Genomic DNA, 24461 nt, shown 5'->3' on the forward strand with positions numbered 1-24461 from the left:
TATGGCAGAGGAGTTTCATGATGGAACCGTCAGCTCACGTCGATACCTTCGCGCGCGATCACTTGCCGCCCGAGGATCAATGGCCGCTCTTTTTGCTCGACAATCCGGACGTCGCGTATCCGGCGCGCTTCAACTGCGCGACTGAACTGCTCGATCGTGCTGTCGAAAGCGGGCACCGTGACCGGCCTGCCATCTGGTCGGATGTCGACGGCAAACCGCAAGCGACTGCTTACGGCGAACTGCTCGCGATGGTCAATCGCAACGCACACGTGCTCGTCGATGAAATGCGTCTGCAGCCGGGCAATCGCGTGCTGTTGCGCGGCCCCAATACATTGCAGATGGCCGCCGCGTTTCTCGCGGCATTGAAGGCGGGTCTCGTCGTCGTGCCGACGATGCCATTGCTGCGCGCAAAGGAACTCAAGCAGATCATCGACAAGGCGCAGATCAGCGCGGCGCTGTGCGACACGCGGCTGACGGAAGAACTTGCGCGCTGCACGACGCAAGGCGACGAGTTCTTTTGCGAAGGCCTGAAACAGACGCTGGTCTTTCATGACGACGCGCCCGGTTCGCTCGAAGCGCTGGCCGCGTCGAAGCCCACTGAATTCAAAGCCTGCGACACAGCCGCCGACGATGTCTGCCTGATCGCCTTCACGAGCGGCACGACGGGCGCGCCCAAGGGCTGCATGCACTTTCATCGCGACGTGCTCGCGATGTGCGACCTGTTCCCGCGTCATGTGCTCAAGCCCACCGCCGACGACGTCTTTTGCGGCACGCCGCCGCTCGCGTTCACGTTCGGTCTCGGCGGCCTCTTGTGCTTTCCGTTACGCGTGGGCGCGTCGACGGTGCTGATCGAAAAGCAGACGCCCGAAACGCTGCTGCAAAACGTCGAGCGCTTTCGTGCGACCGTGATGTTCACCGCGCCGACGTTCTATCGGCAGATGGCGCCGTTGATTCCGCGCTTCGACGTTTCGTCGCTGAAGAAGACCGTTTCCGCAGGCGAGGCGTTGCCCGATTCGACGCGCGCGCTATGGCGCGAAGCGAGCGGGATCGAGATGATCGACGGCATAGGCGGCACCGAACTGATCCATATCTTCATCGCTGCCGCCGGCGGCGACGTGCGGCCGCATGCGATCGGCAAGGCCGTGCCGGGCTACATCGTGCAAGCCGTCGACGACGACATGCGCGCCGTGCCCGCAGGCACGATCGGCAAGCTCGCGGTGCGCGGTCCGACGGGCTGCCGCTATCTCGCCGACGACCGCCAGCGCAAGTTCGTGCGCGATGGCTGGAACCTGCCCGGCGACTCGGTGTATATCGACGAAGACGGCTACGTGTTCTATCAGGCCCGCGCCGACGACATGATCGTGTCCGCCGGCTACAACATCTCCGGCCCCGAAGTGGAAAGCGTGCTGATGCAACACAAGGCCGTCGCCGAATGCGGCGTGATCGGCGTGGCCGACGAAACACGCGGGCAGATCGTGAAGGCGTTCGTCGTGCTCAATGCGGGCTATAGCGGCGACGAAAAACTGATCGCGGAGTTGCAGGAATTCGTGAAGAATACCGTTGCGCCGTACAAGTACCCGCGCGTCGTCGCCTTCATCGATGCGCTGCCTCGCACGGAGACCGGCAAGATCAAGCGGTTCGCATTGCGTGCGATGTAGCGTGCCCGCCCCTCGCCGTTGAGACGAATGGGCGGAGGGGCGGAGGGGCGGAGGGGCGAAGCAGAGAATGAGGACGCGCGCAGTCCCCGTCGTCCAACAATGGAGGAGCATCCTGTGGCCGGTTCCTTTATCGAAGTCGCCGCTCGCGATGGCGGCCGTTTCAACGCATACGTTGCGCGTCCGGCGCAGGGGTCCGGTCCGGGCCTCGTGCTGCTGCAAGAAATCTTCGGCATCAACGACTATCTGAAGACAACGGCCGACCGCTACGCGGAAGAAGGCTACGTCGTGCTCGTGCCGGATCTGTTCTGGCGCATCCAGCCGAATGTCGTGCTCGGCTACGAAGGCGAGAACATGAAACGCGCGCTCGACTTCCATGCGAAGTTCGATGTCGATCGCGCAATCGACGACATCGCCGCCACCATCGATACATTGCGCGCGCTGCCCGAGCACGCGGGCAAAGTGGGCGCGATCGGCTATTGCCTCGGCGGCAAGCTCGCGATGCTCGCGGCTGCCCGCACGGACGTCGATTGCGCGGCGAGCTACTACGGCGTCGGGCTCGAAGCGTATCTGGACGAGGCGAAGCACATTCGCTGCCCGATGGTCTTTCATTTCCCCGAAAACGATTCGTACTGTCCGCCGCCCGTGCGCGAGCAGATCATGGCCGCGCTTCGCACGCATCCGAACATCGAGCAGTATGTGTATCCGGGCTGCGATCATGCGTTCGCATCGCCCACGCGCCCGCAATACGACAAGCCCGCCGCGATGATGGCGTATTCGCGCACGCTCGCGCTGCTGCGCAAGGTGCTCGGCCCCATCTACGATCTGAACACATTGTGGGAACGGCACTGCTATTTCGAGTTCGCGACGCGCGACGTCGAAGCCGTCATGCCGACGATGGTCGCGCAGCCCTACGTCAACCACGTGCCGACGATGACGGGCGGCGTCGGTTACGACAACCTGAAGCGCTTCTACACGAATCACTTCGTCAATTCGAATCCGCCCGACACGAAGCTGATTCCGATTTCGCGGACCATCGGTTCCGACCGCATCGTCGACGAATTCATCTTCGCGTGCACGCATAGCTGCGAGATCGACTGGCTGTTGCCCGGTGTCGCGCCGACGGGTAAATACTTCGAGGTGCCGATGCTCGCCGTCGTCTGCTTTCGCGGCGACAAGCTGTACAACGAGCACATCTATTGGGACCAGGCTTGCGTGCTCGTGCAGGTCGGGCTGCTCGATGCGAAAGGCTTGCCCGTCGCGGGCATCGAAAGCGCGCGCAAGCTGCTCGACGAAACGCTGCCGTCCAATGAACTGATGGGCGGCAAGTGGCCGGCATGATTCGCGCTCCAGCGTTGCGATTTGTGATGAATAGGGGCCGCTCCCTTGCGCGGCCTCGCATGACCTTGGCTCCGTGCCGCGCGACAACACGAATCATTGCGTCGCTGCGTGTCGATTTAACGCGCCTTCGATCGTCGTGTGTGGGAGAGCGGTACGCAAACCCGTTCTCCAGTTGATGTTCGGGGCGGCCCCTGACTAGACTGGAAGCGCATCGACAGCCACGGAGGAACGCGCGCATGACGCATAACATCGAAGGTCAAAAACGCTGGCTGGCACTCGTCGTGCTGTGCATGGGCGTGCTGATGATCGTGCTCGATACGACCATCGTGAACGTCGCCTTGCCGTCGATCGCAGCCGATCTGGGCTTTTCCGAAACCGCGCTCGTGTGGGTCGTCAACGCCTACATGCTGACGTTCGGCGGCTTTCTGCTGCTGGGCGGCCGGCTCGGCGACCTGTACGGCCATCGCAAGCTCTTTCTCGCGGGCATTACCCTGTTCACGCTGGCGTCGCTTGCATGCGGGCTCGCGAACTCGCAAGTCATGCTGGTTTGCGCGCGCGCGATTCAAGGACTGGGCGGCGCGGTGGTGTCGGCCGTATCGCTGTCGCTGATCATGAATCTCTTCACCGAAGAAGGCGAGCGCGCGAAAGCGATGGGCGTCTACGGTTTCGTATGCGCGGGCGGCGGGAGCATCGGCGTGCTGCTGGGCGGTCTGCTGACCAACCTGTTGAGCTGGCACTGGATCTTTCTCGTCAACCTGCCGATCGGCATCGCCGTGTACGCAGCCTGCATTGCGCTGCTGCCCGCAGGACGCGGACACGCACACGGCGAGCGGCTCGACGTCGCGGGCGCCGCGACCGTCACCGCGTCGCTGATGCTCGCCGTCTATGCGATCGTCAACGGCAACGAAGCCGGCTGGCTGTCGGCGCAAACGGTCGGTCTGCTCGTCGTCGCGCTCGCGCTGCTCGGTGCGTTTCTCGCGATCGAAGCACGCGTCGTGCATCCGCTGATGCCGCTCGAACTGCTCACGTTGCGCAATGTCGCGACGGCCAATGTCGTCGGCGTGTTGTGGGCCGCCGCGATGTTCGCGTGGTTCTTCATTTCCGCGCTCTATTTGCAGCGCGTGCTCGGCTATGCGCCGTTCCAGGTCGGCCTCGCGTTCCTGCCCGCGAACCTGATCATGGGCTTCTTCTCGCTCGGCTTGTCGGCGCGCATGGTGATGCGCTTCGGCATCCGGCGTCCGCTCGCCATCGGTCTGCTGCTGGCCGCGCTTGGCTTGCTGCTATTCGTACGCGCGCCCGTCGACGGACACTTCGTCGTCGACGTGCTGCCCGGCATGGTGCTGCTCGGCATCGGCGCGGGCGTCGCGTTCAATCCGCTGCTGCTCGCGGCGATGAGCGATGTCGATCCCGCCGATTCGGGCCTCGCATCCGGCATCGTCAATACATCGTTCATGATGGGCGGCGCGTTGGGACTCGCGGTGCTCGCGAGTCTCGCGGCCGCGCAATCAGCGAGCGGCGGCGCGCAGCACGCCGATACGCCCGCCGCGCTGACGAGCGGCTATCACGTCGCGTTTCTCGTCGGCGCGATTTTTGCGGCGACAGCCGGGGCGCTCGGCGGCGCGTTGTTGCGGCAAGGCGCGCAGTCCCGCGCGCGACAGGAACGCGGCGCGTTGAAGGAATCGATGGAGTAGCGACGAAGCGCAAGCGCAATCAAATGAACGCTGCCTTCAATCGATATGCTGGGTTCATGCCGAAACGAGAGTCCCTATGAACCCAGCCGCGACCCCCGCCGGAAGAGCGCTCTGGTTTATCGAAAGCCACTTCGCGGGCGAGCTGTCACTCGATGAAATCGCCAGTTGCGGCTGCGTCTCGCGCTTTCATCTGTCGCGCGCATTCGAAGCGGCAACGGGTTATTCGGTGATGCGCTATGTGCGCGCGCGACGTCTGACGGAAGCGGCGCGGCACCTTGCGCGCGGCGCGCCGGATATTCTCGCCGTCGCGGTCGATGCGGATTACGGCTCTCACGAGGCATTCACGCGCGCGTTTCGCGAGCAGTTCGGACTCACGCCCGAAGCGTTGCGCGCGCAAGGTCATCTCGACAACATCGCACTCGTGGAGCCAATCAAAATGGAAGAATCCCTGTTAGCCCATCTCGAACCGCCGCGTTTCGTCGACGGCGCGCCGCTGCTCGTCGCGGGATTGAGCGTGCGCTACAACTGCGAAAGCAGTTCCGGCATTCCCGCGCAATGGCAACGCTTCAACGCGATCAACGGCAATGTGCCGGGACAGATCGGTCAGGTCGCGTACGGCATCAGCTACAACCCCGACGACTCGGGCAACTTCGATTACCTGTGCGGCGTCGAAGTCGCTGATTTCTCCGGCGTGCCCGGTGAACTGAGCCGCGTGCGCATCGGTGCACAGCGCTACGCGGTGTTCACGCATCGCGAGCACATCTCGGCGATACGCCGCACGTGCAACACGATCTGGAACACGTGGCTGCCCGAGTCCGGCCACACGCCCGCCGATGTGCCCAACTTCGAGCGCTACAGCGAGCAGTTCAACCCCGTGACGGGAATGGGCGGCGTCGAAATCTGGGTGCCGCTCAAGACGTGATTCAGCTTTTGTCGCTACCGACGCTACCGACGCTGCCGACAGGCGCGGCTTCGACTTCGAATGTGTCGCCGGTTTCGAAGAACGTGCCGCCCGCGACGTAGTGGCACGTGCGCATGTCGTGATCGTCGCCGAAGTGCCAGCGGTTCTCCGAGTAGACGCGGCTGTCCGCGTAGCAAGCGACCACTTCGGCGAGGATCAGGTCGTGACGCTGGCTGTCGTCCGGAATCACCTTGCATTCGAACCACGCGACGCAGCCTTCCAGCATCGGCACGTCGATCTTCTGCGCGGCGAACGTGTCGAGTTGCAGCGCCGCGAGCTTGTCGATCTCGACGCCTGCATTCGATCCCACCGCGAGCGTATGGCGCGCGAAGCCGCGCGTCGGCAACTGCAGGCCGAACACGCCGCTCGCTTCGACGAGTTGCCGCGTCAGCGTCTTTGCGTCGATCACGACGACGACTTTCGGCGGAACGAAATCGAGCGGCATCGCCCACGACGCCGCCATCACATTCGAGCGGCCTCCGTGCGCGCTGGTGATGAGCGTGACGGGACCGTGATTCAGAAGGCGCGTGGCGCGCGTCAGATCGACGGGTTGGCGGAAATCTTGCATGGATGGCCTTCGCGATATCGATCGCTGCATTCTAGCGAAGCGGGAAAAAACACGAGGGCCGCGTGGCAGACAAGCGTTGACGCTGAAACGAGCGGCGGCGCCGACGCGCCGTCCGCAGGTCCGCGTGGATGCGAGAAGTCAGTGCGTGATGGGCGGCGGCTTGCCGTGCGAGATGTCGTGCGGCTTGTGCGCCTCGCCGTTCGCGCCCGGGAAGAATGCATTCCACGCAGCGCGCACGCCTTCTGCTGCCGTGGCTTCGGCGTCGATGGTTTCCGGTTCGTTCACGCGCGCGGGATCTTCGCTCAGCCCGCGCCAGTGTGTGAACACGAGGAGCGGCCTTTCGGTCCATCCGCCTTCCGCGAACTTGGCGAATGCTGTCTCTCCGCTCACAAGCTGGACTTCGTACCACCCGTCCCTTACGGGCGCATAGTCGTCCAGCGGGAACCATGCGGTCGCTTCGATTTCCATAGTGCCGTCTCCTGTTGTGGAAGTGACTCATAGGAAGGCATTGTTCATGCCCCACGGGCGGCGCGCCCGTGCGCGGCGTCGGGTACAGACGTGGTTCGGGAAATGCAGGGCGAACGAGCCCGGAAAACGACGCGCATTCCGCCACGACGCCATCGTCAGATTTACACACTCCCTCGCTGCCGTCCAGCCCGCTAACATATTCGTATTTTTCGAATATTGCGCTGGATATCTTCGGTGCTGCGGGTGGGTCGGGGTGCGGTTGCGGGTGCGGGTGCGGGTGCGGTTGCGGGTGCGGGTGCGGGTGCGGGTGGGTGCGGTTGCGGTTGCGGGTACGGGTGGGTGCGGTTGCGGTTGCGGGTACGGGTGCGGGGTGCTGCCGCGGTTATGGGCTGCTCTCCCGGCCGGTCGTGCGAATTGCCGCTTTTGCTTCCACACGTAAAGGTTGACCTCGTGGCGCGATCGATTTCGCAGCGCGACTGATTCCCCGGCACGACTGATTCGTGCCGCGTTCCCAAGCGGCGGACTCGCCATGCGCTTTTTAGCTTAGCTTTTCGCGCTCTGATCAAAAGCCCCGGCGTCGAAAGCCGTGCAGTACGTGTGCCAGTCGCTGACGACTTGCGCTTCGCACTGCGTCGCGAGATCGATCAGCGGGAGTTGCCACTTGTTCTTTTCGCCGAACGCGATCAGGTCATCGGCAATGGCGGAGGCCTGCCGTCCGCTGCTCCGAAAATGCGCCCACGCGACCAGTTCCGCCATGTTGCGCACCACGCTTTCCAGCCGCGGCAGCTTGCCGTTCCAGTTCTCCAGCGCAACGCGGTCCTCGGAGGGCTGCAGGCCGCGCAGCACGTACGGGCGCTTTTCGAATTCGACGGCATGCAGGAATGCCTGCGACACCACCTGATCGCGCCGCTGTATCTCGACGACGCGTTCCGCCTCGCTCGCCCATCGAGGCTGCGGTGTATCGACATTCGGCGCGGTCGCCGATGGCAGCGGGAGCTTCATGTCGAGCAGATAGTTGCCGTCAGGTGAGCCCTTGCCTTCGACCAGGATCACGTAGCGGTCGACGCCCAGACTGCCCGTGCCCGCGATGCGGCGCGCGACATCGATGATCTCGTAGAAAGCGGGGTTCGGCTCGCGCTTCGCAAAGTCGTTCATGAACGCGGTGACTTTCTCGCGCGTCTTGTCGGTGACGGGCAACGCCTTCTTGCCGTCGACACGCAGCGTCCGCTTCTTGCCCTTCAGTTCGGTGCGCCGGTTCAGGTGATCGACACGCGAGCGCTGATGCAATGCAGCGAAAAGCTCGGCGACCATCCCTTCGGCCGTTTCCTCTTCGATCCAGCGCGCCTTGCCGAAGCGCAGCGCGGCCGCGTATGAATCGACGGCGATATGGCACAGCGCGAGCGCTTCGGCGCGGCTGAGCTTCAGATCGTCGGTGGCGACGAGCACGCTCGTCAGTAGACGGATCATCTCGAACAGGCACGGCGCGAGACAGGCCTCGTCGAAATCGTTGATGTCGAAATAGATGAGCCGGTTGTCGCCCTTGTAGCTGCCGAAATTTTCCAGATGCATGTCGCCGCAAATCCATGCGTGCGGCGAATTTTCCAGCACGCTGCCGCTGGACAGTCGCTTGTAGAACAGATGACACGTGCCGCGCAAAAACACGAACGGCGAGATGCGCATGCGCGCGTACTTCATCGCAAGGCGTTCGGGGTCACGGCCGGCATTGAAGCGGGAGATTTCATCGACGACATCGAGCATGCTGGCCTCGCGAGGATAGGGTTCGATCACTTTCATTCTGTATCGACAGCCTTTCAGTTCCAAACGTTGGGAGGGCGTGATCCCGTGACTCCCTGACTCCCTGACTCCGTGCCGCCTGGACGCGTGGCTCGCGTGTCGGTATGCGTATAGCCAGCAACCATCGTTCCGTGCCGCTCGGCGCGGTCGGCGCTGGCTCCATCGAATCCGGCCAGGCTGGTTCTTACGGATGCGCGGCGTTTGCCGTATCTTGCCCGCTTGGCATACTTCAAAACGCACACACGACGGGAGAACAACGTGGGCCAGCGAGTCAACGAATACGGACAGCCAGTCGGCGAACCGATGCCGAACTGGCAGCCAGTCAAAGCGCCGGGCGATCAGCCGATGGCGGGACGCTATTGCCGGCTCGAACGCGTGAACGTCGAGCGTCATCTCGACGATCTGTACGACGCCTATGACGCCGCGCCCGACGCCCGCGACTGGACGTACCTTTCCGTTGGCCCGTTCTATACGCGCGAAGCGTATCGCGACTGCCTTACGATCCTCGCAGCGTCGCCTGATCCGCTGCATTACGCCGTGATCGATCTGGCGACGGGCAAGGCCATCGGCACGCTTTCGCTGATGCGCATCGACAAGTCGAACGGCGTGATCGAAGTCGGTTTCGTCGTGTTTTCGCGGCGCCTGCAAAAAACGCGGATGGCGACGGAGGCGATCTTTCTGGTGATGCAGCGGGCGTTCGACGATCTTGGCTACCGGCGCTTCGAATGGAAATGCGATGCGCTGAACGCGCCTTCGCGCGCCGCGGCGGCCCGCTTCGGCTTCACGTTCGAAGGCATCTTCCGCCAGGCCGTGATTTATAAAGGCCGCAATCGCGATACCGCGTGGTTCTCGATCATCGACAGCGAATGGCCGGCGCTGCGCGCGGGCTTCGCGGAATGGCTCGACGAAGCGAACTTCGATTCGCAAGGCACACAGCGGCGAACCTTGCAAGCGTGCCTGGCGGGCCGGCGCGCGTAGCGACCATACGCGCGGCAGCACGCGACGAATGCTGGCCGCCGAGCCGTAGGCGGCGAGCGTCTTGTCCCGCGCCGCTGGCGGTTGGGAACAGGACGTGCGCCGCTGCACGCCCATTTTCGGGCGATGCGCGAGGCGAGCGGCATGTCGTCACATCATCAGGAACGCCTTCAGGCTGCGGCGGATCGCGTCGAGTTCGCCTTGCGCGACGCGCTCTTCCCGGTACTCGCCACGCCGCGCCACCCAATCGAGCGTAGTGATCTGATCGATCAACGCGACGCACGGCTTCGGCAACGCGGAAACCGGAATTTCCGTCGAAAATCCGCGCGCCTTGGTCGTGCAAGGTACGGCCACGACACGGTGCGTCGGACCGTTGTGCGTCGCGTGTGACACCACGACGACGGGCCGTGGATAGCCACCGCCCTGTTCGTGCCCGACCACGGGTTCGAGCCTGATCCACAACACATCGCCGATCTCGGGAACGCCGTTTTTCATGTTGCTCCTTACCAGTCGTCCCGGTCCGTTGGGTCGGCAAGTTCAGAACCCACCGCAACGCCAGGATCGATAGTCGGATGCACGTCGTTCGGCCTCGCCGCGAGTTGCTCGCGATACTCATCCCAGCTGAACGTTTTGACGGCAGGCGTTGCGACCAGCGCGCCGTCCGCCACCACCATGTCCACTTCCTGATCTTCGCGCAGGTGCAATTCCTCAGCCAGGCTCGCGGGAATTCTCACCGCGAGACTGTTTCCCCACCGCTTGATTGTCTGAATAGCCATAGCCCCACCCTCGCCCGAGAAATTCCGATACACGACTTCCTCCTCTGTGAGGCCCACGGGGGACCAGAAGCGCCGCGCGTATCTACAATGTCGATACTGTGATGCTACGCGGCGCGGGTTAATGTGTCAACATCGTATCTACGTGCGATACCTGCGATGCGATTGGGTGGTTCGCATGATCGGTGCAGTCGCGTAGTGAATGTCGCATCAATGGCGGCTCTGCACCATTCGGCCAGAAGGCATAGGAAAGTTTTAAGAACCGATGGGATGAATGCGGCCTGACGCTCGACGAAAGATCCCCGTCGCGTGGCCCTTGTACGTCGTCTGTCGCTCTTCGATGTAGCCGCATTTTTGCGCGACCCGCCGCGACGCCACGTTATCCGGCGCGATGATGCAGACGGTGTCGCCGCCCGGCCATTTCGCATCGGCCCATGTCAACGCGCCGCGCACCGCTTCCGTCGCATAGCCTTGTCCGTGCGCGGGCGGCATCAGCGCCCAGCCGATTTCCGGCACGCCATCGAGCGGCGGATCAATCTCGCGCCGATAGTCTGCAAAGCCGACCTCGCCGACGAATCGTTCGCTGTACTTCTCGCGGATCGTCCAGTAGCCGTATCCCAGCGCAGTCCAATGACCGACATAACGCAAAAGTCGAGACCATACTTCTTCGCGATTAAACGGCTTGCCGCCGATAAAGCGCGTAACGATCTCGTCGGACCACAACGCGAGGCTCTCTTCGAAATCCTCGATGACGTGAGGACGCAAGATCAGTCGATCGGTTTCAAGCTCAAAGGAGGACGGGGACATGGCGCGCTTTCGATCCGGCAAACAGGAAAGGGCCGATCATCGCAGAAACGCGCGCTGAAGTGCGTCGGCGGCGACCCGAGGCCCCGACGCCCGCGCCAGACTTGATGCGCATAAACCCGGCCGCTTCCGTCAGGCGTCAGCACGCGCGAAGAGTGCTGCTGAACCAATGCACAGACGAGCGGCAGGCGCCCTCGGTTCACGCAAGCGCCCGCTGCGCCCGCAAAAGTTTACGACTGCGCGTATGCCGCTTCGAGCGCGTTCACGTCTAGCTTCACCATTTGCATCATCGCTTGCATTACGCGCCTGGCCCTCGCCGGATCCTTGTCTTTTAGCATCTTGCCGAGCGCGGTCGGAACGATCTGCCACGATATGCCGTAGCGGTCCGTGAGCCATCCGCATTGCTGAGGCGCGCCGCCGCCTTCGAGCAGCCTGTCCCACAGCGCGTCGACTTCCGCTTGCGATTCGCACTTCACGAACATCGAAATCGCGGGAGAAAACGTGAATTGTGGGCCGCCATTCAGAGCGATGAATTCGCGGCCCTCGAGATGGAACGTCATCGACAGCACGCTGCCCGGCGTGCCCGGTCCCGCTTCGCCGTAGTGCATCACATCGTCGATGCTCGAGTTGCTGAAGATGCCTGTATAGAACTTCACGGCCTCCTCCGCTTTGCCGTCGAACCACAGGCACGTCGCTATCTTGTCCATCCGATCTCCTTGATTGTTGTATCGCGCGATGTCGGGATAAAGCGATGCGCGGGCGCCGCCTCGGAACGCGCCGAGGCGGGCCCACGCCGCTCGCATCATCATGTCGCCGACTTCGGGCGTCCGACGTCGCCGCGAAATGTCGGCCCATCGCGCAGCGCGTTTCGAACGCGGCTTTTCGCAGCCGCGCGCCGCTTTCGCCGCTCGGCCACAGCTACGCCACTGACTCCACTAACGCCACCGAAATCACTGACGCCCCTGCGCCATCTGTTCCATCGCCTGCTTCATTTCTTCATGCGTGACATCGCGCTTGTGCGTCGCGACCGACCACTTATGGCCGAACGGATCTTCGACCTGGCCGTAACGGTCGCCCCAGAACATATCGGCGGCGGGCATCGTCACCTTTGCGCCTGCCGCTTCCGCTTGCGCGATCGTGGCGTCGGCATCGTCGACATACAGATGCAGCACGACAGGCGAGCCCTTCAGCGCGTTCGGCCCTAGCGACGCGCCGCCGCCGCAATCGGCCATTTCATCGACGAGCATCAGCGTCGAATCGCCGATTTTCAGCGATGCGTGCATCAGCTTGCCGCCCGGCCCCGGTATACGGACCTGTTCGATTGCGTTGAATGCTTTCTTGTAGAACTCGATGGCTTCCGCCGCGCCCGCGACGATGATGTGCGGCGTCAACGAGTGCATGCCCTCGGGGATGGGCTTGACGGCTGAGGTGGACATGATCGTGTCTCTCCTTTATCGACGGGAGTCGGCTTGTCGACGGAAGTTGGCGCCTGGCGGCGGCTCCCGTCCCATGCCTTGCTCCCGGCGCGTGCAAGATAGTTGCTGGATGAAGGGGTTGATGCGTGACGAAGCTTCGCATGACAGCGAGTCTTCACCACTATGACGAACAAACCACCTTCAGATCGACATGCGCAATCGATTTTTTTCGCAAGGCATCGGATCGCATCAAAGCGTCATCAAAACGATATCGAGCCGCATCGAAGCACAGCATCAAGCCGGCCGCCAATGACCCGGCACCCACTCCCAGTGATTCCCTTCCCAACGATAGTGGCCCTTCACCCAGCGATACCCGGGCGCGGGCGGCGCGGGCATCACCTCCGCGACGGGCGCGGGCTGCGGTGGTCGCGCCGGCTCGACGACGTAGCAGGCTGAAAGCGTCGATGCGCACAGCGCGCCCAACAGCAGCGTGCGCAGCTTCGCGGACTTCAGATTCGATGCGTACTTCAAGGTTTTCTCCCTATTAGTTTTTGAAGTTTTGAAAACAGGAAAGCCGATCACCGCCAGCAACAAGTGCTACGCGCGAATCAGTCCCGTCATCGGCTGCGGGCTGCGCTCTTGCGCGAACAGCGTGCGCGCAGTCTTGTACGGATCGAGTCCGAGACTTTCGCTCGCGACGCCTGTAATCAGCGCATCCAGCGACGCCGTCGGCTTAAGATCGCGCGCCTCGTACAGATCGCTCTGACGCAGCCCAGGCCAGTCTGCGACGACGCGCCCGCCCGCCACCACGCCGCCGATCACCATCGCCACCGATGCCGTCCCGTGATCCGTCCCGCCCGTGCCGTTCGCAGCCGCCATGCGGCCGAATTCGGTGGCGACGAGCACCGTGGTCTTGCTCCACGCCGGCCCGAGCCCGTCGCGCAATGCGGCGAGCATCGTATCGAGCGCCTTCAGTTGCGCGGCGAGTCGCGGCATCTGCGCGCTGTGCGTGTCCCAGCCGCCCGTTTCGATCATCGCGATGCGCGGGCCGTCCTCGCGCGACAGAAAGCCGGCTGCGAGCTTACCGAGGCTCGCCGGGTCCTGACGCGCACCGGCGTCGCCCGCGAGGCCGCGCGCCGCCATCGCCGATTCCCATAACGGGCGCAATTGCGCATCCTGCTCGTAAAGCTGTGAGACGCGCGCAAGCAGATCGTCGGGCGCCTGCGGCAGCGCGGAAGGCGCATACGATGCGACGCCCGCCGGACCGCGCAGCGCCATCGGCACCGTCGGCGCGAAGGCGATCGCGTTCTCGTGCGTCGTCTCGCGGTTCGATACGCGGTTCGACGCGCGGCTCGCCTGATTCGCGTCCGGCATCATCCCGACGAGGCGATTGAGCCAGCCGTCCTTCACCTGATACGGCGACGCGCCGCCCGTCTCCAGCACGTTCTGCCCATCGAAATGCGAGCGGTCCCGATACGGCGACGCGACGGCATGCACGAACAGCGCCTCGCGCCTGTCGTACATCTGCCCGATCTGCACCAGCGACGGATGCAGCGCGAACATGCCGTCGAGCTTCGTCGACGACGACGTATCGACGGCCAGCGCGCCGCGCAGCGCCGCATACGCGGGATCGGCATAAGGCACGACCGTGTTCAGGCCATCGGCCGCGCCGCGCTGGATCACGAAGACGAAGCGGCGGTCAGTCGCGATGCGCGCGAAGACCATCTGCGGCGCGACGAGCATCGCGCCCGCGCCGGCTGCGGCCACACGGATGAAACTGCGGCGGGTGAGCATGGCTATCTCCGTTGAAAGTCGGGCGACACGAGCAGCAGCGCGAGCGCCGTCGATGCGCTTTCCGCGCGCGACACGGCCAGTTCCGTCGGCTCGCTCAACGAGCCCGCCATCAACGTCTGCCCCAACGAGCGCGGATCGATCCGGTCGCCGACACGCGATGCAATCCGCTGCGCGATCTCGACGCGCCGAACGAGCGCATCGGGCGCGGCCCAGCTCGCGGCGATGTCGTCGTAACCGGCGGGCGAACCGGGGCGCCATACCTGCTGGCCGAGCTGCGTGAGAACGGGCGCCATCTGCACGACGCCGTTCCCGTTGCTCGCGTTGTTCAGATCGCGCATGCCAAGCCCGCGCAGCGACGAAATCGTCCATTCCCACGGCGACTTGAACTTGACGGCAACGGGCGACCACGCGGCGTCGCTGTCGATCAACTCACGATAGACGGCCGGCAGATCGCCGCGACTGCGCATGAAGACGGTCGACAGCCGGTCGACGACATCGGGCGGCGGGTTGTCGGCGACGAAGTGGCGCACGAGCTTCGCTGCGATGTGCGTAGCCGTGGCAGGCGACGTCGAAAGATCGTGCAGCACGGCGAGCGTCTGCCCTTCGCCCGGCTGATCGTAGCGGCGGCCCATGATGGTCCGCGTGCCCGGCTCGTGCAGTTGCGCGCGGAACACGAATGCGCCCGGCGGCGCGTTGTTCGGCTGCGGACCCTGAGCGCCCGCGATGCTCCAGCCCGTCATCGCGCGCGCGAACTCGGTAACGTCGTCCTGCGTATAGCCGCTGCGCACGCCGAGCGTGTGCAGTTCCATGATCTCGCGCGCGAGGTTTTCGTTGAGGCCGGGCTTGCGGTTCGGATTGCGCTGCGCGGCGCGCATGGCGGCGGCGCTGTCGGGACCGACCGAGCGCGTCTGATCCAGAAAGAGCTGCATTGCGGGGTGGCGCTCGACGGCCACGAGCATGTCCTCGAACCGGCCGAGCACATGCGGGCGGATCGCTTCCACCTCGAACGCGCCCGCGAACGACGCGACCTGGCCTTTATCGACGGAGACCGCGAAGTGATTGGCCCAGAAGTGCACGAGCCGCTCGATGAAAGGCGCGGGCGTCGTCAGCGCGCTCGCGACTCGGGCGTTCACGGCCGCACGGTACGTGTCGCGCGCCTCCATGCGCACCGCTTTGTTCGCGGCCTGGCGGGCGGCTTTCTTCGCATCGTCGGCGTTGGCGGCATTCGTGGCGTTGGCGGTGTTCGAGGCGTAGGCGGTGTTGGCCGCGTTGGCGGGCGCGCTGCCGGCGCGCGTGCCGCTCGCAGATGCGTTCGCCGCGTTCGTCGAACTGGCCGCCGCGTTCGCCATCGCCTGCTGGCGTTGTTGCGCCAGCTCCGCCGAGATAGTCAGCGAGGTCGGTTGATCCGCCCATGCGGCGGGCATCGGCTGATACGCGTCGAACTGCGCGACGAGCCACGCCTTCGGATTGGCGGGCGGCGCTTCGTCGGCGCGCGCGCCGAGGCCGAACCGGTTCATCGCGATCGCGGCCGCGCTCAACGGCGGGGCCGTCGTTGCGGCGGATGAATTGGCCATGCTCGCTCCTGTGTCGCCGGTTATGCGCGTTGTCGATATGCGTTAAACGGTGCGTGCCGCGCTTTTCCGTCGCTGCTTTTGTCGATATGTCGTCGATGTTTTTCCGCCCGGCGATGCAGCGCAGTTCAATCGCTCGCGGGCTCGTCGCCCTGCTCCTGCCGAAAGCGCTGCTGAAGCTGTTGCTGCGCCTCCTTTGCCTGTTGCGCCTGTTGCTGCGCCTGCGCGATCCGCCACTGTCCCCGCTCCCTCAGCCCTTCTGCGAACTTCACGCGCTCATCCGGCGAGAGCGTCGTGGCGAAATCCGCGACGCTCTGCTCGACACGCGAACGCAACGAGATATCGGCTTCGCGCGTGCGGTTCAATGCCGCGTCGAGCGCCGCGCGATCCAGTTGCGGCGCGGACAGCAAACGCAGCACCTCGCGCCGCTGTTCGCGGCCTTCGCGCGCATAGGGCCGCGCCTCGCGACGCGCGGCCTTCAACGCATCGACGAACTGCTGTTGCCGTTGCGCCGACAGCCCTTGCGCCGCGAAGCGCAACGCGCGCGGCTGCGGCTGCGCGGCGACCGTCGTGCGCCCATGCGCGATGAACCATTGATACGCGCCGCCCGCCACGCCGCCGATCATGAACACGTTGAGCACCAGCGAGCCGATCAACAGAAATTTCCAGCCGCGTCCGCTCATTCGCCGCTCCAATCGGCGGCGGTGCCGCCAAAACCCGTTGTCAGATACGAAGATTCCGACGCCGGCGACGGCGTGCCCGTCACGAGAAAGAAAGACACGGCGAACGCCCCTGCGAATCCGCCGATCAGGCCGACGCCCGCGAACGCTGCGCCCGACCACCACAGCCCCGCGCGCCGCGAGCGCCAGCCGGGCAGCGTCAGCCAGCGCGGACGCTTTCTTGCGGGTGCGGGTGCCGGTGCGGATGCCGGCGAAGACGCGGGCAGGGGCGCCGACGCGACGATGCGCTCGATGAACGCAGCATCCGGCGCTTCGAGGCTATCGCTCGCGAGCCACGCATCAAGTCGCGCGGCTTCGGCGAGCAGCGCGTCGGCTTCGCTGCGATGCTGGTCGGCCCACTCGCTCGCAGCCGCCCGCTCTGACGCGGGCCAGTGGCGCGCGTCGGCGCCGTATGCATCGACGATGGCGCGAAATCTCTCTGGTGTCATCGCAAGTCCCTCGTTCCGGCGAGATCGTCGCCTGCCAGTCGGGCGCGCAGATTGCGGCGTGCGCGGGCGAGCAGGCTTTCGAGCGCGTCGACGGTGATGTCCATCAACGCGGCCGCCTCGATGTTCGACAGTTCCTGGTAGTAGTTGAGCACGAGCGCCTCGCGCTGACGCGCCGGCAATGCGGCGAGCGCGGCGCGCACGCGTGCGTCGCGCGACTGCGCTTCGAGTTGCGCATCGGGCGCGGCAACGGGATCGGCCTCGTCGGGTACGGCGTCGACGGGCTCTTCGCGATGTCCGCGCAGACGGTCATAGCAGAGGTTCAGCGCGACGCGATGCAGCCACGTGTCGAAACGCGCTTCGCCCTCGCGCCAGTTCGGCGCCTGCTTCCAGATGCGCACGAACGCCTCCTGCGCGACGTCTTCGGCTTCCATACGGTCTCCCAGCATCCGCATCGCGAGCGCCAGCAGACGCGGCAACTTGCGCGCGACGAGCGCGCGAACAGCGGCCGGCTCCTGCCTGCCGACGCCCGCAACGAGTTCCGCGTCCGGATCGTGCCCGCTCAACGCGCGCTGCTCCGCTCGCGCCGCGCGCATCGCGCGCAATCTCTCGCGACAAGACGTTCTGTCACTTGCCGTCGCTCCGTGTCATGGGTGATCTTGCATGGACCGTATAGACCATATGGACCGTATTGACGCAGCGAACCGTAACATGCGCGCCTTTCGCGGCACATACGCGAGGCCCGCATCCCCTCGACGATCCGATCAATACACGACGACGGCCGACCGCCACGTATAAGGCCGCGCCGGCACCACCACACAACCCGCGAGCGTCACTGCGAGCAACGCCAGCAGTAGCCATAGCCGCTTTTTCATCGTTCTCTCCCTGGTCGACACATCATTGCCGCCGGTCAGATCGCCCAATGGCCCGGCACCCAGCGCCAGTTCGGACCGCGCGCGACCCAGTGGCCCGGCACCCAGCGATATCCCACGCGCACGCCCTGCCAATGCCCCGGCACCCACACGTAGCCGCCATGAGCCCAGCGCCAGCGGCCCGGGTCCCACGCGTAGCCCGCGCGCGGCGGCGGCACGACTTCGGCGCGCGGTGGTGGCGGCGCCATCGGCGCGACGATCACCTGCGCGAATGCCGCCGAAGCGCTCAGCGCGAGTACGCCCGCCATTAGCAGGCGCAAGAATTTCTGTGTGTTCATTGCGTTCTCCCTTGGTTCGGTTGCCGGTCCGAAAATCGTCCGGTTCATTGCTTGAACGCGCGGGCGCGGAAAATCCGTCGCGGATTCTGCGGAGTCTTTTCGGCGCGGCCAGCTGGTGGCGCGCGCGCCGGGGAATGGGTATCGTCAGGCGTGACTTCACGCGACAGGAGCCGCGAGTGACGAACAACGACTGATTCTCGACGTTCTCGACGAGTCTTTGTAGCATCGCGCGCTCGCTCGGCTATCTGCCCAGCAGCTTCAGCGATATGTTCCGCCGCGAGCTCGGCGCGCTGCCAACCGACTTCAATCCGCACGCGACGCTCGCCGGTTCGGCTGGGACGAAGTCCTGACGCGTCGTTCCTTCTTTGCGCTGCCGGGCGCAGTCGGGGGATTCGGCGAGCGCGCTCGCCGTTGTTGAGCGAGAATTCGGGAGCGTCAGCGGCGCGGGCAGATGGATGCCCGTCGCCGCTATGGTCAAACCTTAAACATGAGGAAACGTGAAATGAGCAAGGGATACTGGGTCACTGTCTACCGCAAGACGAACGACGCATCGGCGCTGGCCGCCTATGCGCAACTTGCGGCGCCCGCCATTACGGCTGCGGGCGGCAAGTTCATCGTGCGCGGCGCCGCCGACGAAGTGCGCGAACAGGGCTTGAAGGAACGGACCGTCGTCATCGAGTTTCCGACGTACGAGCAGGCCGTCGCGGCCTACGACAGCGAAGCGTACAAGAAGGCGCTCGCAGCGCTCGGCAATGCCGTCGAACGCGACTTGCGCATCGTGCGCGGCGCGGAGTAACGCCGTTCGCCGCGCGCTCATGATGCTGCCCGTGCGGCGTGGCGATAGCGCGGGCCTCCGCTCCCGCGCAGTGTGAAGTCAGTAGCGGATGGCCATCGGCAGGCCCGCGCTGTCGCGTGGTTCTTCGACGGGCAGCATGATCGCGCTGCCCGTCGCAATGCGCCGGGCGCTCCACAGCACGGCAAACGCATCGAGCACATCGTCTTTCTGCACATGGCGCGAAACGCGCCCATCGAGCGCGGCTTGCACTGACGCGCCGAACACAGGATCGAGCAACGCCTTTCTTCGAGCATGCCCGTCCACCGTCGTCTTTCCTTCGATCAATCCACGCTCTTCGCCACCTTGCTCCGCCTGAAGCTGCATGAAGGCCAGCTCGGGATGGACCTCGAACACGCGCGATGCATCGCGCGCGCTTGCACGCAGCGCTCGATCGATGTCGGCGATTTTGCGGAGAATGTTGAAGGCCTGTTGCGAGATGCCTTTTCCCGTGGCTTCGCGATTCAGGTCGCACGCTTGCCGGAACGATTCCGCGCCGAGCGCCTGACGCACGGGCGTCTGGAATACCGACGCGCTGCGCGGCCATTTGAGCCGCTTCCTCGCTTCCGCATCGCACGCGCGATAGACGGATGACGACAGCCCGATGGGCATATCGACGGCTACGATGGCGGGCGCCGTGGCCCACGAGAGGACCTCGGCAAACGACCCGCAGATGCGCTCCGAAATCGCACCCGTCCGCGCGTCCTGCCTGACGGCATACCAGCCGCCCTTGCAGCCGTCCACGCCGACCAGGTCTGACGTTGGCCCGATATGGTCACGCATGCCGTTCGTTTCCGGTGAATCGTCGTAGTGAATGAGCGAAGCTCGACCATACCGTCTCCCGCGCCGTCTGTCCGATATTCGAAAGCACTTGTCTGAACGCCGTCGCGCCTGTCACCTAGACTGCCGCAATACGCAGCATCGCCCGTGCGACGCGGCAAGCGAATTCACCGAATCCGACGGCACGCAGGAGCAGCAATGAAAGCGATCCAGTTCAAGTCTTTTGGCGGTCCCGAAGTTCTCGACTACGGCGAGGTCCCCACGCCCGTCGTCGACGCCGAGAGCGCCATCGTGCAAGTGAAAGCGGCCTCGGTGAATCCGGGCGACGTGAAGAATCTCTCGGGTCACTTCGCGCACACCACCCTGCCGCGCATTCCGGGGCGCGACTTCAGCGGCGTCGTGGTCGACGGCCCGGCCGACTGGATCGGCACCGACGTGTGGGGCACGGGTGGCGACATCGGCTTCGCGCGCGACGGCACGCACGCGCAGTTCATCAAGATTCCCGCCGCCGCGCTGTCGCGCAAGCCGCGATCGTTGACGCACGAGCACGCGTCGGCGATCGGCGTGAACTTCGTGGTCGCGTGGCTGGGTGTCGTCGATTACGCGCAACTGGTCGCTGGCGAAACGGTTGCCGTCATCGGCGCGAGCGGCGGCGTCGGCGGCGCGGTCGTGCAGATCGCAAAATCGCGCGGCTGCCAGGTAATCGCCGTCGACCGGCGCGAGCCCGATGCGGACTCGCCCGCCGGCCGTCTGATCGACCATTACGTGCGCATCGACGACAACGCCGCGCAGCGCGTCAAGGCACTCGGCGGCGCGGACGTCGTGTATGACGCGGTCGGCGGCGTCGCGTTCGAAACGGCGCTCAAGCTCGCGAAGTGGCGAGGCCGCGTCGTCGAGATCAGCGCAACGGGCAAGCGGCGCGTCGAGTTCGACCTGATCGACTTCTATCACAACGAAACGCAGCTCTTCGGCGCGGATAGCGCGAAGCTCGGCGTCGCCGACTCCGCGCGGATGATGACGGAACTAGCCACCGTGTTCGACAGCGGCGGGTTGCAGGCGCCTTCGATCGCGCAAACCTTCGCGCTGGAACAGGCGAGCGACGCTTACGCGGCCGTCGCGGGCGGCACGCGCGGGCGCGTGGTGCTCACGATGTAACGCAACGTCACCCACTCCCGGAGACTCGTATGAAAGCCTATATCGTGTCGCGGGCGGCGGGCGTTGCCGTCGGCCTGCTGCATAACGTCATCGACGTGAAATCGCCCGCGCCGCCCATCGTCGCGCTGATCGGCTTGCCAGGCATGGTCGCGGGCGAGCACGCGATTCCGTTCGCGCGCACGGTGCTCGCGCACGTGACAAGCTGACGCGCCGACTAACCGCGCGTCGATGCGGCCGCAAAGCGCGCTTACTGCACGCGTCCTGGCGCGCCACTCATTTCGCGCGCGCGTTCGAGCAGCAGTTCGCGTTCGCGCGCATTGCGCGTCATCGAAGCGGCCCGTTCGAACTCGGCGCGCGCTTCGTCGTTGCGGCCGAGCTTCGCGAGCAGGTCGCCCCGCACGCTCGGCAGCCAGTGATAGTTTTTCAGCGACGATTCGTCCGCCAGTCCATCGACGATTTCCAGCGCCGCCATCGGCCCATACGCCATGCCGACGGCAACGGCGCGATTCAGCTCGACGACGGGCGACGGCGCGACCTCGGCAAGCGCATCGTAGAGCGCGACGATCTGCGTCCAGTCTGTGTCGGCGGCTGTGCGGGCGCGCGCGTGACACGCGGCGAGCGCCGCCTGCAACGTGTAAGGGCCGCTCATGCCGTCGAGCGCCTCCGAGCGATCCAGCGCGGCGAGCCCGCGCCGGATCAGCAACGGGTCCCAGCGGCTGCGGTCCTGATCGAGCAGCAGCACGGGCCGCCCTTGCGCATCGACGCGCGCGTGCGTGCGCGATGCCTGAATCTCCATCAACGCGACGAGGCCGTGCACTTCGCTTTCGTCCGGCATCAGGCCGGCCAGCACGCGCCCGAGACGCAGCGCTTCTTCGCATAGCGAAGGACGCATCCAGTCGTCGCCGGCCGTCGCCGAGTAGCCTTCGTTGAAGACCAGATAGATCACTTCGAGCACCGATGCGAGCCGCACCGCGCGATCGTTCGCCTGCGGCACTTCGAACGGCACTTTTGCCGCCGTGAGCGTCTTTTTCGCGCGTACGATGCGTTGCGCGATGGTCGGCTCGGGCACGAGAAACGCGCGCGCGATTTCGTCCGTGGTGAGGCCGCCAAGCAGGCGCAGCGTGAGCGCAACCCGCGCGTCCTTCGATAGCACCGGGTGACACGCGGTGAATACGAGCCGCAGCAGATCGTCGCCGATGTCGTCGGCGCGCGCGGCGTCGAGTGCATCGACGAAATCCGGCACGATGTGCGCCTCCATCGCGTCCATGTCCGCGCCGAGCTCCTCGTGCTTGCGCGCGTGCAGCGCGTCCTGCCGCCAGCGGTCGAGCGCGCGGTTCTTCGCGGTCGCCATCAGCCATGCTCCGGGGTTGTCGGGCACGCCCCCATCGGGCCACGTTTCGAGCGCGGCGACCAGCGCGTCCTGCGCCAGCTCCTCGGCCACCCCGACGTCGCGCACGATGCGCGCGACATGAGCGATGACCTTCGCGGATTCGATCCGCCAGACTGCCTCGATCGCACGGTGAGTCGCAGCCGTCGTCACGGCCGGCCTCAGGAAGCGTCGGCCGTGGGCATGACGGCGTTCGGGTCCATGTACACCAGTTCCCAGATGTGGCCGTCGATGTCCTCGAAGCCGTGTCCGTACATGAAGCCGTGATCTTGCGGCGCGCGCGGCACCGCGCCGCCGGCGGCCCGCGCCTTCGCGACCAGTTCGTCGACCTGCGCGCGGCTGTCGCATGAAATGCAAACGAGCGCCTCCGTGCTCTCCTTCGGATTGCACAGCGTCTTGTGCGTGAAGGTCTGGAAAAAATCCTTCGCGAGCAGCATCGCATAGATGTTTTCGCCGATCACTATGCTGACCGCCTGCTCATTGCTGAATTTAGGTTCGAACGTGAAGCCGAGTTGCGAAAAGAAGGCCTTCGACTTCTCGACGCTGCTCACGGCCAGGTTCACGTAGATTTGCTTGTGCATGATTGTTCGTCCTTATCGTTATCGTCTTGAGTGCGCGGTCGTAGGCAGGCGCGGCCCGCTTCGGCCGCGCGAGAGCTTAATGATTCGCGCCTTCGATGTTGCGAAAGCGGTCCATCGCCTGGCTCGGCTCGAAGTCGTCGAGGTCGTACATCTGACGCACTTCGATTTCGCCGTCCGCCTGCTCGCCGAAAGGCGCGGGGAAGCGTCGCGCCCATTCCATCGCTTCTTCGCGCGAGCGCACCTGGATCACGGTGTAGCCTGCGACCAGTTCCTTGGTTTCGGCGAACGGGCCGTCGATCACGCTGCGTTTGCCGCCCGAATAGCGCACGCGCCAACCCTTCGAACTGGGGTGCAAGCCGGACGCATCGAGCAACACGCCCGCCTTCTGCAGTTCTTCGTGGTACGTCGCCATCGACGCAATCAGTTCTTCTTCCGGCATCTTGCCGGCTTCGCTGTCCGCGGTGGCCTTCACCATGATCATGAATCGCATCGCCATCCCTCCTCGGTCGTAACGGAAGCCCTTGGCGGCTTCTTACTTCGACGACGAGCGGCGCACGGTCCGATCGACATATTCCGGCTCCAGGGAAAACCCTCGCTGCGCGCTGGCCGTGCCTGTTCGGATCGCGTCTGGTTAGCGTTCGGCTGACGTCCGCTAGCGTTCGGCTAGTAGTCGTAGCACGGCGCGACCTTGCGGATCTCGATCGTGCACCATTCGGCGGCCGGGCATTCCTCGGCGAGGGCGAGCGCTTCGTCATAGGTATCGACGTTCAGCAGAAAGAATCCGCCGACCATTTCCTTCGCCTCGGCAAACGGACCGTCGATCAGGCGCGTTTGCCCGTCGCGCTTTTCGAGGCGCACGCCCTTGTTGACGCCCGACAGCGATTCGGCGGCGATCAGCTGGCCGCGCGACTGCAGGTCGGCGCGGTATTTCAGCATGCGGTCGTAGACGGCGCGGCCCGCAACTTCGCCGCGCTCTTCACGTTGTTCCGTTGGTTCGACGATGAGCAGCATGTAAGACATGAGGACTCCGATTTCCGGTTGTCGGGACCGCTGCGTTCGAGGGATGCCGTACTTCGTGGGACGGGTTGGCGCGGCGGACGATGGCGCCAGTGCTGGTTCTGCTGGCGAAGGCAGTCTAGCAAAGTGACGCCGCGCCTGGGAACGTCTGCTGTGCTCGAATGGACATTCCGCTGACAGAATTGGCACGGCGCTTGCGGCGCAGAAGGTATGTTGGATCATGCAGGGGTACGACATGTTGAAGCGCTATGCGGTCCTGCTCCGCGTCGCGGCCGCGGCGGCGGCATGCTTGCCGCTCGCGGCGGGATGCACGCTCGGCGGCGCGGCGGCGGGCGGATATGTGGGCCATGAGACGACGCACAGCACGGCGGGCACCGCCGGCGGTGCTGTCGCGGGCGGAATCATCGGCCATGAACTCGGCAAGTGACATCGATTGAAGAATGTCTAAATACGTGAAAAAGGCGGTCATTCATTCGTGAATGACCGCCTTTAATTTTTGTTGAAGAATGTCATTGCCGACTTGA

At 64.8% G+C, this 24461-nt stretch carries 29 protein-coding genes; 9 read left to right on the top strand and 20 right to left on the bottom strand.

Annotated elements, in window-relative coordinates; all coding sequences use genetic code 11:
- Positions 1-20: 20 nt before the first annotated feature.
- The 4 genes from AABE10_RS01705 (at position 21) to AABE10_RS01720 (ending at position 5609) form a co-directional block, all read left to right on the top strand.
- Positions 21-1658: an AMP-binding protein gene (locus AABE10_RS01705; RefSeq protein WP_342932230.1), complete on the top strand. Its 1638-nt coding sequence runs from the start codon at positions 21-23 to the stop codon at positions 1656-1658.
- Between the two features lie 114 nt (positions 1659-1772).
- On the top strand, positions 1773-2996 hold the full coding sequence (locus tag AABE10_RS01710; RefSeq protein WP_342931567.1) for a dienelactone hydrolase family protein: 1224 nt from the start codon (positions 1773-1775) through the stop codon (positions 2994-2996).
- Between the two features lie 236 nt (positions 2997-3232).
- A complete protein-coding gene (locus tag AABE10_RS01715) occupies positions 3233-4687 on the top strand; it encodes a DHA2 family efflux MFS transporter permease subunit (RefSeq protein WP_342931568.1) in 1455 nt (484 codons plus the stop codon).
- Positions 4688-4763: 76 nt separating this feature from the next.
- Positions 4764-5609, top strand: a complete 846-nt coding sequence (locus tag AABE10_RS01720) for an AraC family transcriptional regulator (RefSeq protein ID WP_342931569.1) — start codon at positions 4764-4766, stop codon at positions 5607-5609.
- Between the two features lies 1 nt (position 5610).
- Here AABE10_RS01720 and AABE10_RS01725 read toward each other — a convergent pair whose 3' ends face one another.
- The 3 genes from AABE10_RS01725 to AABE10_RS01735 all read right to left on the bottom strand — a co-directional run bounded on the left by AABE10_RS01725 (position 5611) and on the right by AABE10_RS01735 (position 8442).
- Complete coding sequence (locus AABE10_RS01725) at positions 5611-6216, bottom strand: flavin reductase family protein (RefSeq protein WP_342931570.1); 606 nt, start codon at positions 6214-6216, stop codon at positions 5611-5613.
- Between the two features lie 138 nt (positions 6217-6354).
- Positions 6355-6684, bottom strand: a complete 330-nt coding sequence (locus AABE10_RS01730; protein WP_342931571.1) for a hypothetical protein — start codon at positions 6682-6684, stop codon at positions 6355-6357.
- Positions 6685-7227: 543 nt separating this feature from the next.
- Positions 7228-8442: a DUF2252 domain-containing protein gene (locus AABE10_RS01735; RefSeq protein WP_342932231.1), complete on the bottom strand. Its 1215-nt coding sequence runs from the start codon at positions 8440-8442 to the stop codon at positions 7228-7230.
- Between the two features lie 294 nt (positions 8443-8736).
- Here AABE10_RS01735 and AABE10_RS01740 point away from each other — a divergent pair, with 294 nt between their 5' ends.
- Positions 8737-9456: a GNAT family protein gene (locus AABE10_RS01740; RefSeq protein WP_342931572.1), complete on the top strand. Its 720-nt coding sequence runs from the start codon at positions 8737-8739 to the stop codon at positions 9454-9456.
- Between the two features lie 147 nt (positions 9457-9603).
- On the opposite strand, the gene AABE10_RS01745 is transcribed toward AABE10_RS01740, so the two are convergent.
- From AABE10_RS01745 to AABE10_RS01800, 12 genes are all read right to left on the bottom strand, one after another.
- The gene (locus tag AABE10_RS01745; RefSeq protein ID WP_342931573.1) at positions 9604-9948 is read right to left on the bottom strand and encodes a type II toxin-antitoxin system PemK/MazF family toxin; all 345 of its coding nucleotides are present in this window, start codon (positions 9946-9948) and stop codon (positions 9604-9606) included.
- A gap of 8 nt (positions 9949-9956) precedes the next feature.
- Positions 9957-10229, bottom strand: coding sequence for an AbrB/MazE/SpoVT family DNA-binding domain-containing protein (locus tag AABE10_RS01750; protein WP_342931574.1), 273 nt, complete (start codon positions 10227-10229; stop codon positions 9957-9959).
- Positions 10230-10481: 252 nt separating this feature from the next.
- A complete protein-coding gene (locus AABE10_RS01755; protein ID WP_342931575.1) occupies positions 10482-11033 on the bottom strand; it encodes a GNAT family N-acetyltransferase in 552 nt (183 codons plus the stop codon).
- Positions 11034-11260: 227 nt separating this feature from the next.
- Positions 11261-11737, bottom strand: coding sequence for a VOC family protein (locus tag AABE10_RS01760; RefSeq protein WP_342931576.1), 477 nt, complete (start codon positions 11735-11737; stop codon positions 11261-11263).
- 243 nt (positions 11738-11980) lie between these two features.
- Positions 11981-12466 carry a VOC family protein gene (locus tag AABE10_RS01765; RefSeq protein WP_342931577.1) on the bottom strand — a complete coding sequence of 162 codons (486 nt, stop codon included), beginning with the start codon at positions 12464-12466 and terminating at the stop codon, positions 11981-11983.
- Between the two features lie 273 nt (positions 12467-12739).
- Positions 12740-12958 carry a YXWGXW repeat-containing protein gene (locus AABE10_RS01770; protein WP_428983261.1) on the bottom strand — a complete coding sequence of 73 codons (219 nt, stop codon included), beginning with the start codon at positions 12956-12958 and terminating at the stop codon, positions 12740-12742.
- A gap of 84 nt (positions 12959-13042) precedes the next feature.
- Positions 13043-14239: a DUF1501 domain-containing protein gene (locus AABE10_RS01775; protein ID WP_342931579.1), complete on the bottom strand. Its 1197-nt coding sequence runs from the start codon at positions 14237-14239 to the stop codon at positions 13043-13045.
- Positions 14240-14241: 2 nt separating this feature from the next.
- Positions 14242-15813 (bottom strand): DUF1800 domain-containing protein, encoded by a 1572-nt coding sequence (locus AABE10_RS01780; RefSeq protein WP_342931580.1) that lies wholly within the window; start codon positions 15811-15813, stop codon positions 14242-14244.
- Positions 15814-15938: 125 nt separating this feature from the next.
- Positions 15939-16493: a periplasmic heavy metal sensor gene (locus AABE10_RS01785; RefSeq protein ID WP_342931581.1), complete on the bottom strand. Its 555-nt coding sequence runs from the start codon at positions 16491-16493 to the stop codon at positions 15939-15941.
- Positions 16490-16978, bottom strand: a complete 489-nt coding sequence (locus AABE10_RS01790) for a hypothetical protein (protein ID WP_342931582.1) — start codon at positions 16976-16978, stop codon at positions 16490-16492. The genes AABE10_RS01785 and AABE10_RS01790 overlap by 4 nt, the downstream gene beginning before the upstream one ends.
- Positions 16975-17571 (bottom strand): RNA polymerase sigma factor, encoded by a 597-nt coding sequence (locus AABE10_RS01795; protein WP_342931583.1) that lies wholly within the window; start codon positions 17569-17571, stop codon positions 16975-16977. Before AABE10_RS01795 ends, AABE10_RS01790 begins: the two co-directional genes overlap by 4 nt.
- Before the next feature lie 314 nt (positions 17572-17885).
- Complete coding sequence (locus AABE10_RS01800; RefSeq protein ID WP_342931584.1) at positions 17886-18185, bottom strand: hypothetical protein; 300 nt, start codon at positions 18183-18185, stop codon at positions 17886-17888.
- Between the two features lie 502 nt (positions 18186-18687).
- On the opposite strand from AABE10_RS01800, the gene AABE10_RS01805 reads away from it, so the two are divergent.
- Positions 18688-18981: a DUF1330 domain-containing protein gene (locus AABE10_RS01805; RefSeq protein WP_090863878.1), complete on the top strand. Its 294-nt coding sequence runs from the start codon at positions 18688-18690 to the stop codon at positions 18979-18981.
- Positions 18982-19059: 78 nt separating this feature from the next.
- On the opposite strand, the gene AABE10_RS01810 is transcribed toward AABE10_RS01805, so the two are convergent.
- On the bottom strand, positions 19060-19800 hold the full coding sequence (locus AABE10_RS01810; RefSeq protein WP_342931585.1) for a DUF429 domain-containing protein: 741 nt from the start codon (positions 19798-19800) through the stop codon (positions 19060-19062).
- A gap of 195 nt (positions 19801-19995) precedes the next feature.
- Between AABE10_RS01810 and AABE10_RS01815 the strand changes: the two genes are divergently transcribed.
- The gene (locus AABE10_RS01815) at positions 19996-20952 is read left to right on the top strand and encodes an NADP-dependent oxidoreductase (protein WP_342931586.1); all 957 of its coding nucleotides are present in this window, start codon (positions 19996-19998) and stop codon (positions 20950-20952) included.
- A 29-nt stretch (positions 20953-20981) separates the two neighbouring features.
- A complete protein-coding gene (locus AABE10_RS01820; RefSeq protein WP_342931587.1) occupies positions 20982-21158 on the top strand; it encodes a DUF1427 family protein in 177 nt (58 codons plus the stop codon).
- A 41-nt stretch (positions 21159-21199) separates the two neighbouring features.
- Here AABE10_RS01820 and AABE10_RS01825 read toward each other — a convergent pair whose 3' ends face one another.
- The 4 genes from AABE10_RS01825 to AABE10_RS01840 all read right to left on the bottom strand — a co-directional run bounded on the left by AABE10_RS01825 (position 21200) and on the right by AABE10_RS01840 (position 23940).
- Positions 21200-22492 carry an RNA polymerase sigma factor gene (locus AABE10_RS01825; protein ID WP_342931588.1) on the bottom strand — a complete coding sequence of 431 codons (1293 nt, stop codon included), beginning with the start codon at positions 22490-22492 and terminating at the stop codon, positions 21200-21202.
- Positions 22493-22500: 8 nt separating this feature from the next.
- Entirely contained in the window at positions 22501-22920 is a 420-nt protein-coding gene (locus AABE10_RS01830) for a VOC family protein (RefSeq protein ID WP_342931589.1), read from the bottom strand.
- 76 nt (positions 22921-22996) lie between these two features.
- The gene (locus tag AABE10_RS01835; RefSeq protein WP_342931590.1) at positions 22997-23410 is read right to left on the bottom strand and encodes a YciI family protein; all 414 of its coding nucleotides are present in this window, start codon (positions 23408-23410) and stop codon (positions 22997-22999) included.
- 173 nt (positions 23411-23583) lie between these two features.
- Positions 23584-23940: a YciI family protein gene (locus AABE10_RS01840; RefSeq protein ID WP_342931591.1), complete on the bottom strand. Its 357-nt coding sequence runs from the start codon at positions 23938-23940 to the stop codon at positions 23584-23586.
- 232 nt (positions 23941-24172) lie between these two features.
- On the opposite strand from AABE10_RS01840, the gene AABE10_RS01845 reads away from it, so the two are divergent.
- Positions 24173-24364 carry a glycine zipper 2TM domain-containing protein gene (locus AABE10_RS01845; RefSeq protein WP_342931592.1) on the top strand — a complete coding sequence of 64 codons (192 nt, stop codon included), beginning with the start codon at positions 24173-24175 and terminating at the stop codon, positions 24362-24364.
- Positions 24365-24461 lie beyond the last annotated feature (97 nt).

It is taken from the genome of Paraburkholderia diazotrophica (assembly GCF_038900755.1).
In the GTDB taxonomy this organism is placed as follows: Bacteria; Pseudomonadota; Gammaproteobacteria; order Burkholderiales; family Burkholderiaceae; genus Paraburkholderia; species Paraburkholderia diazotrophica_A.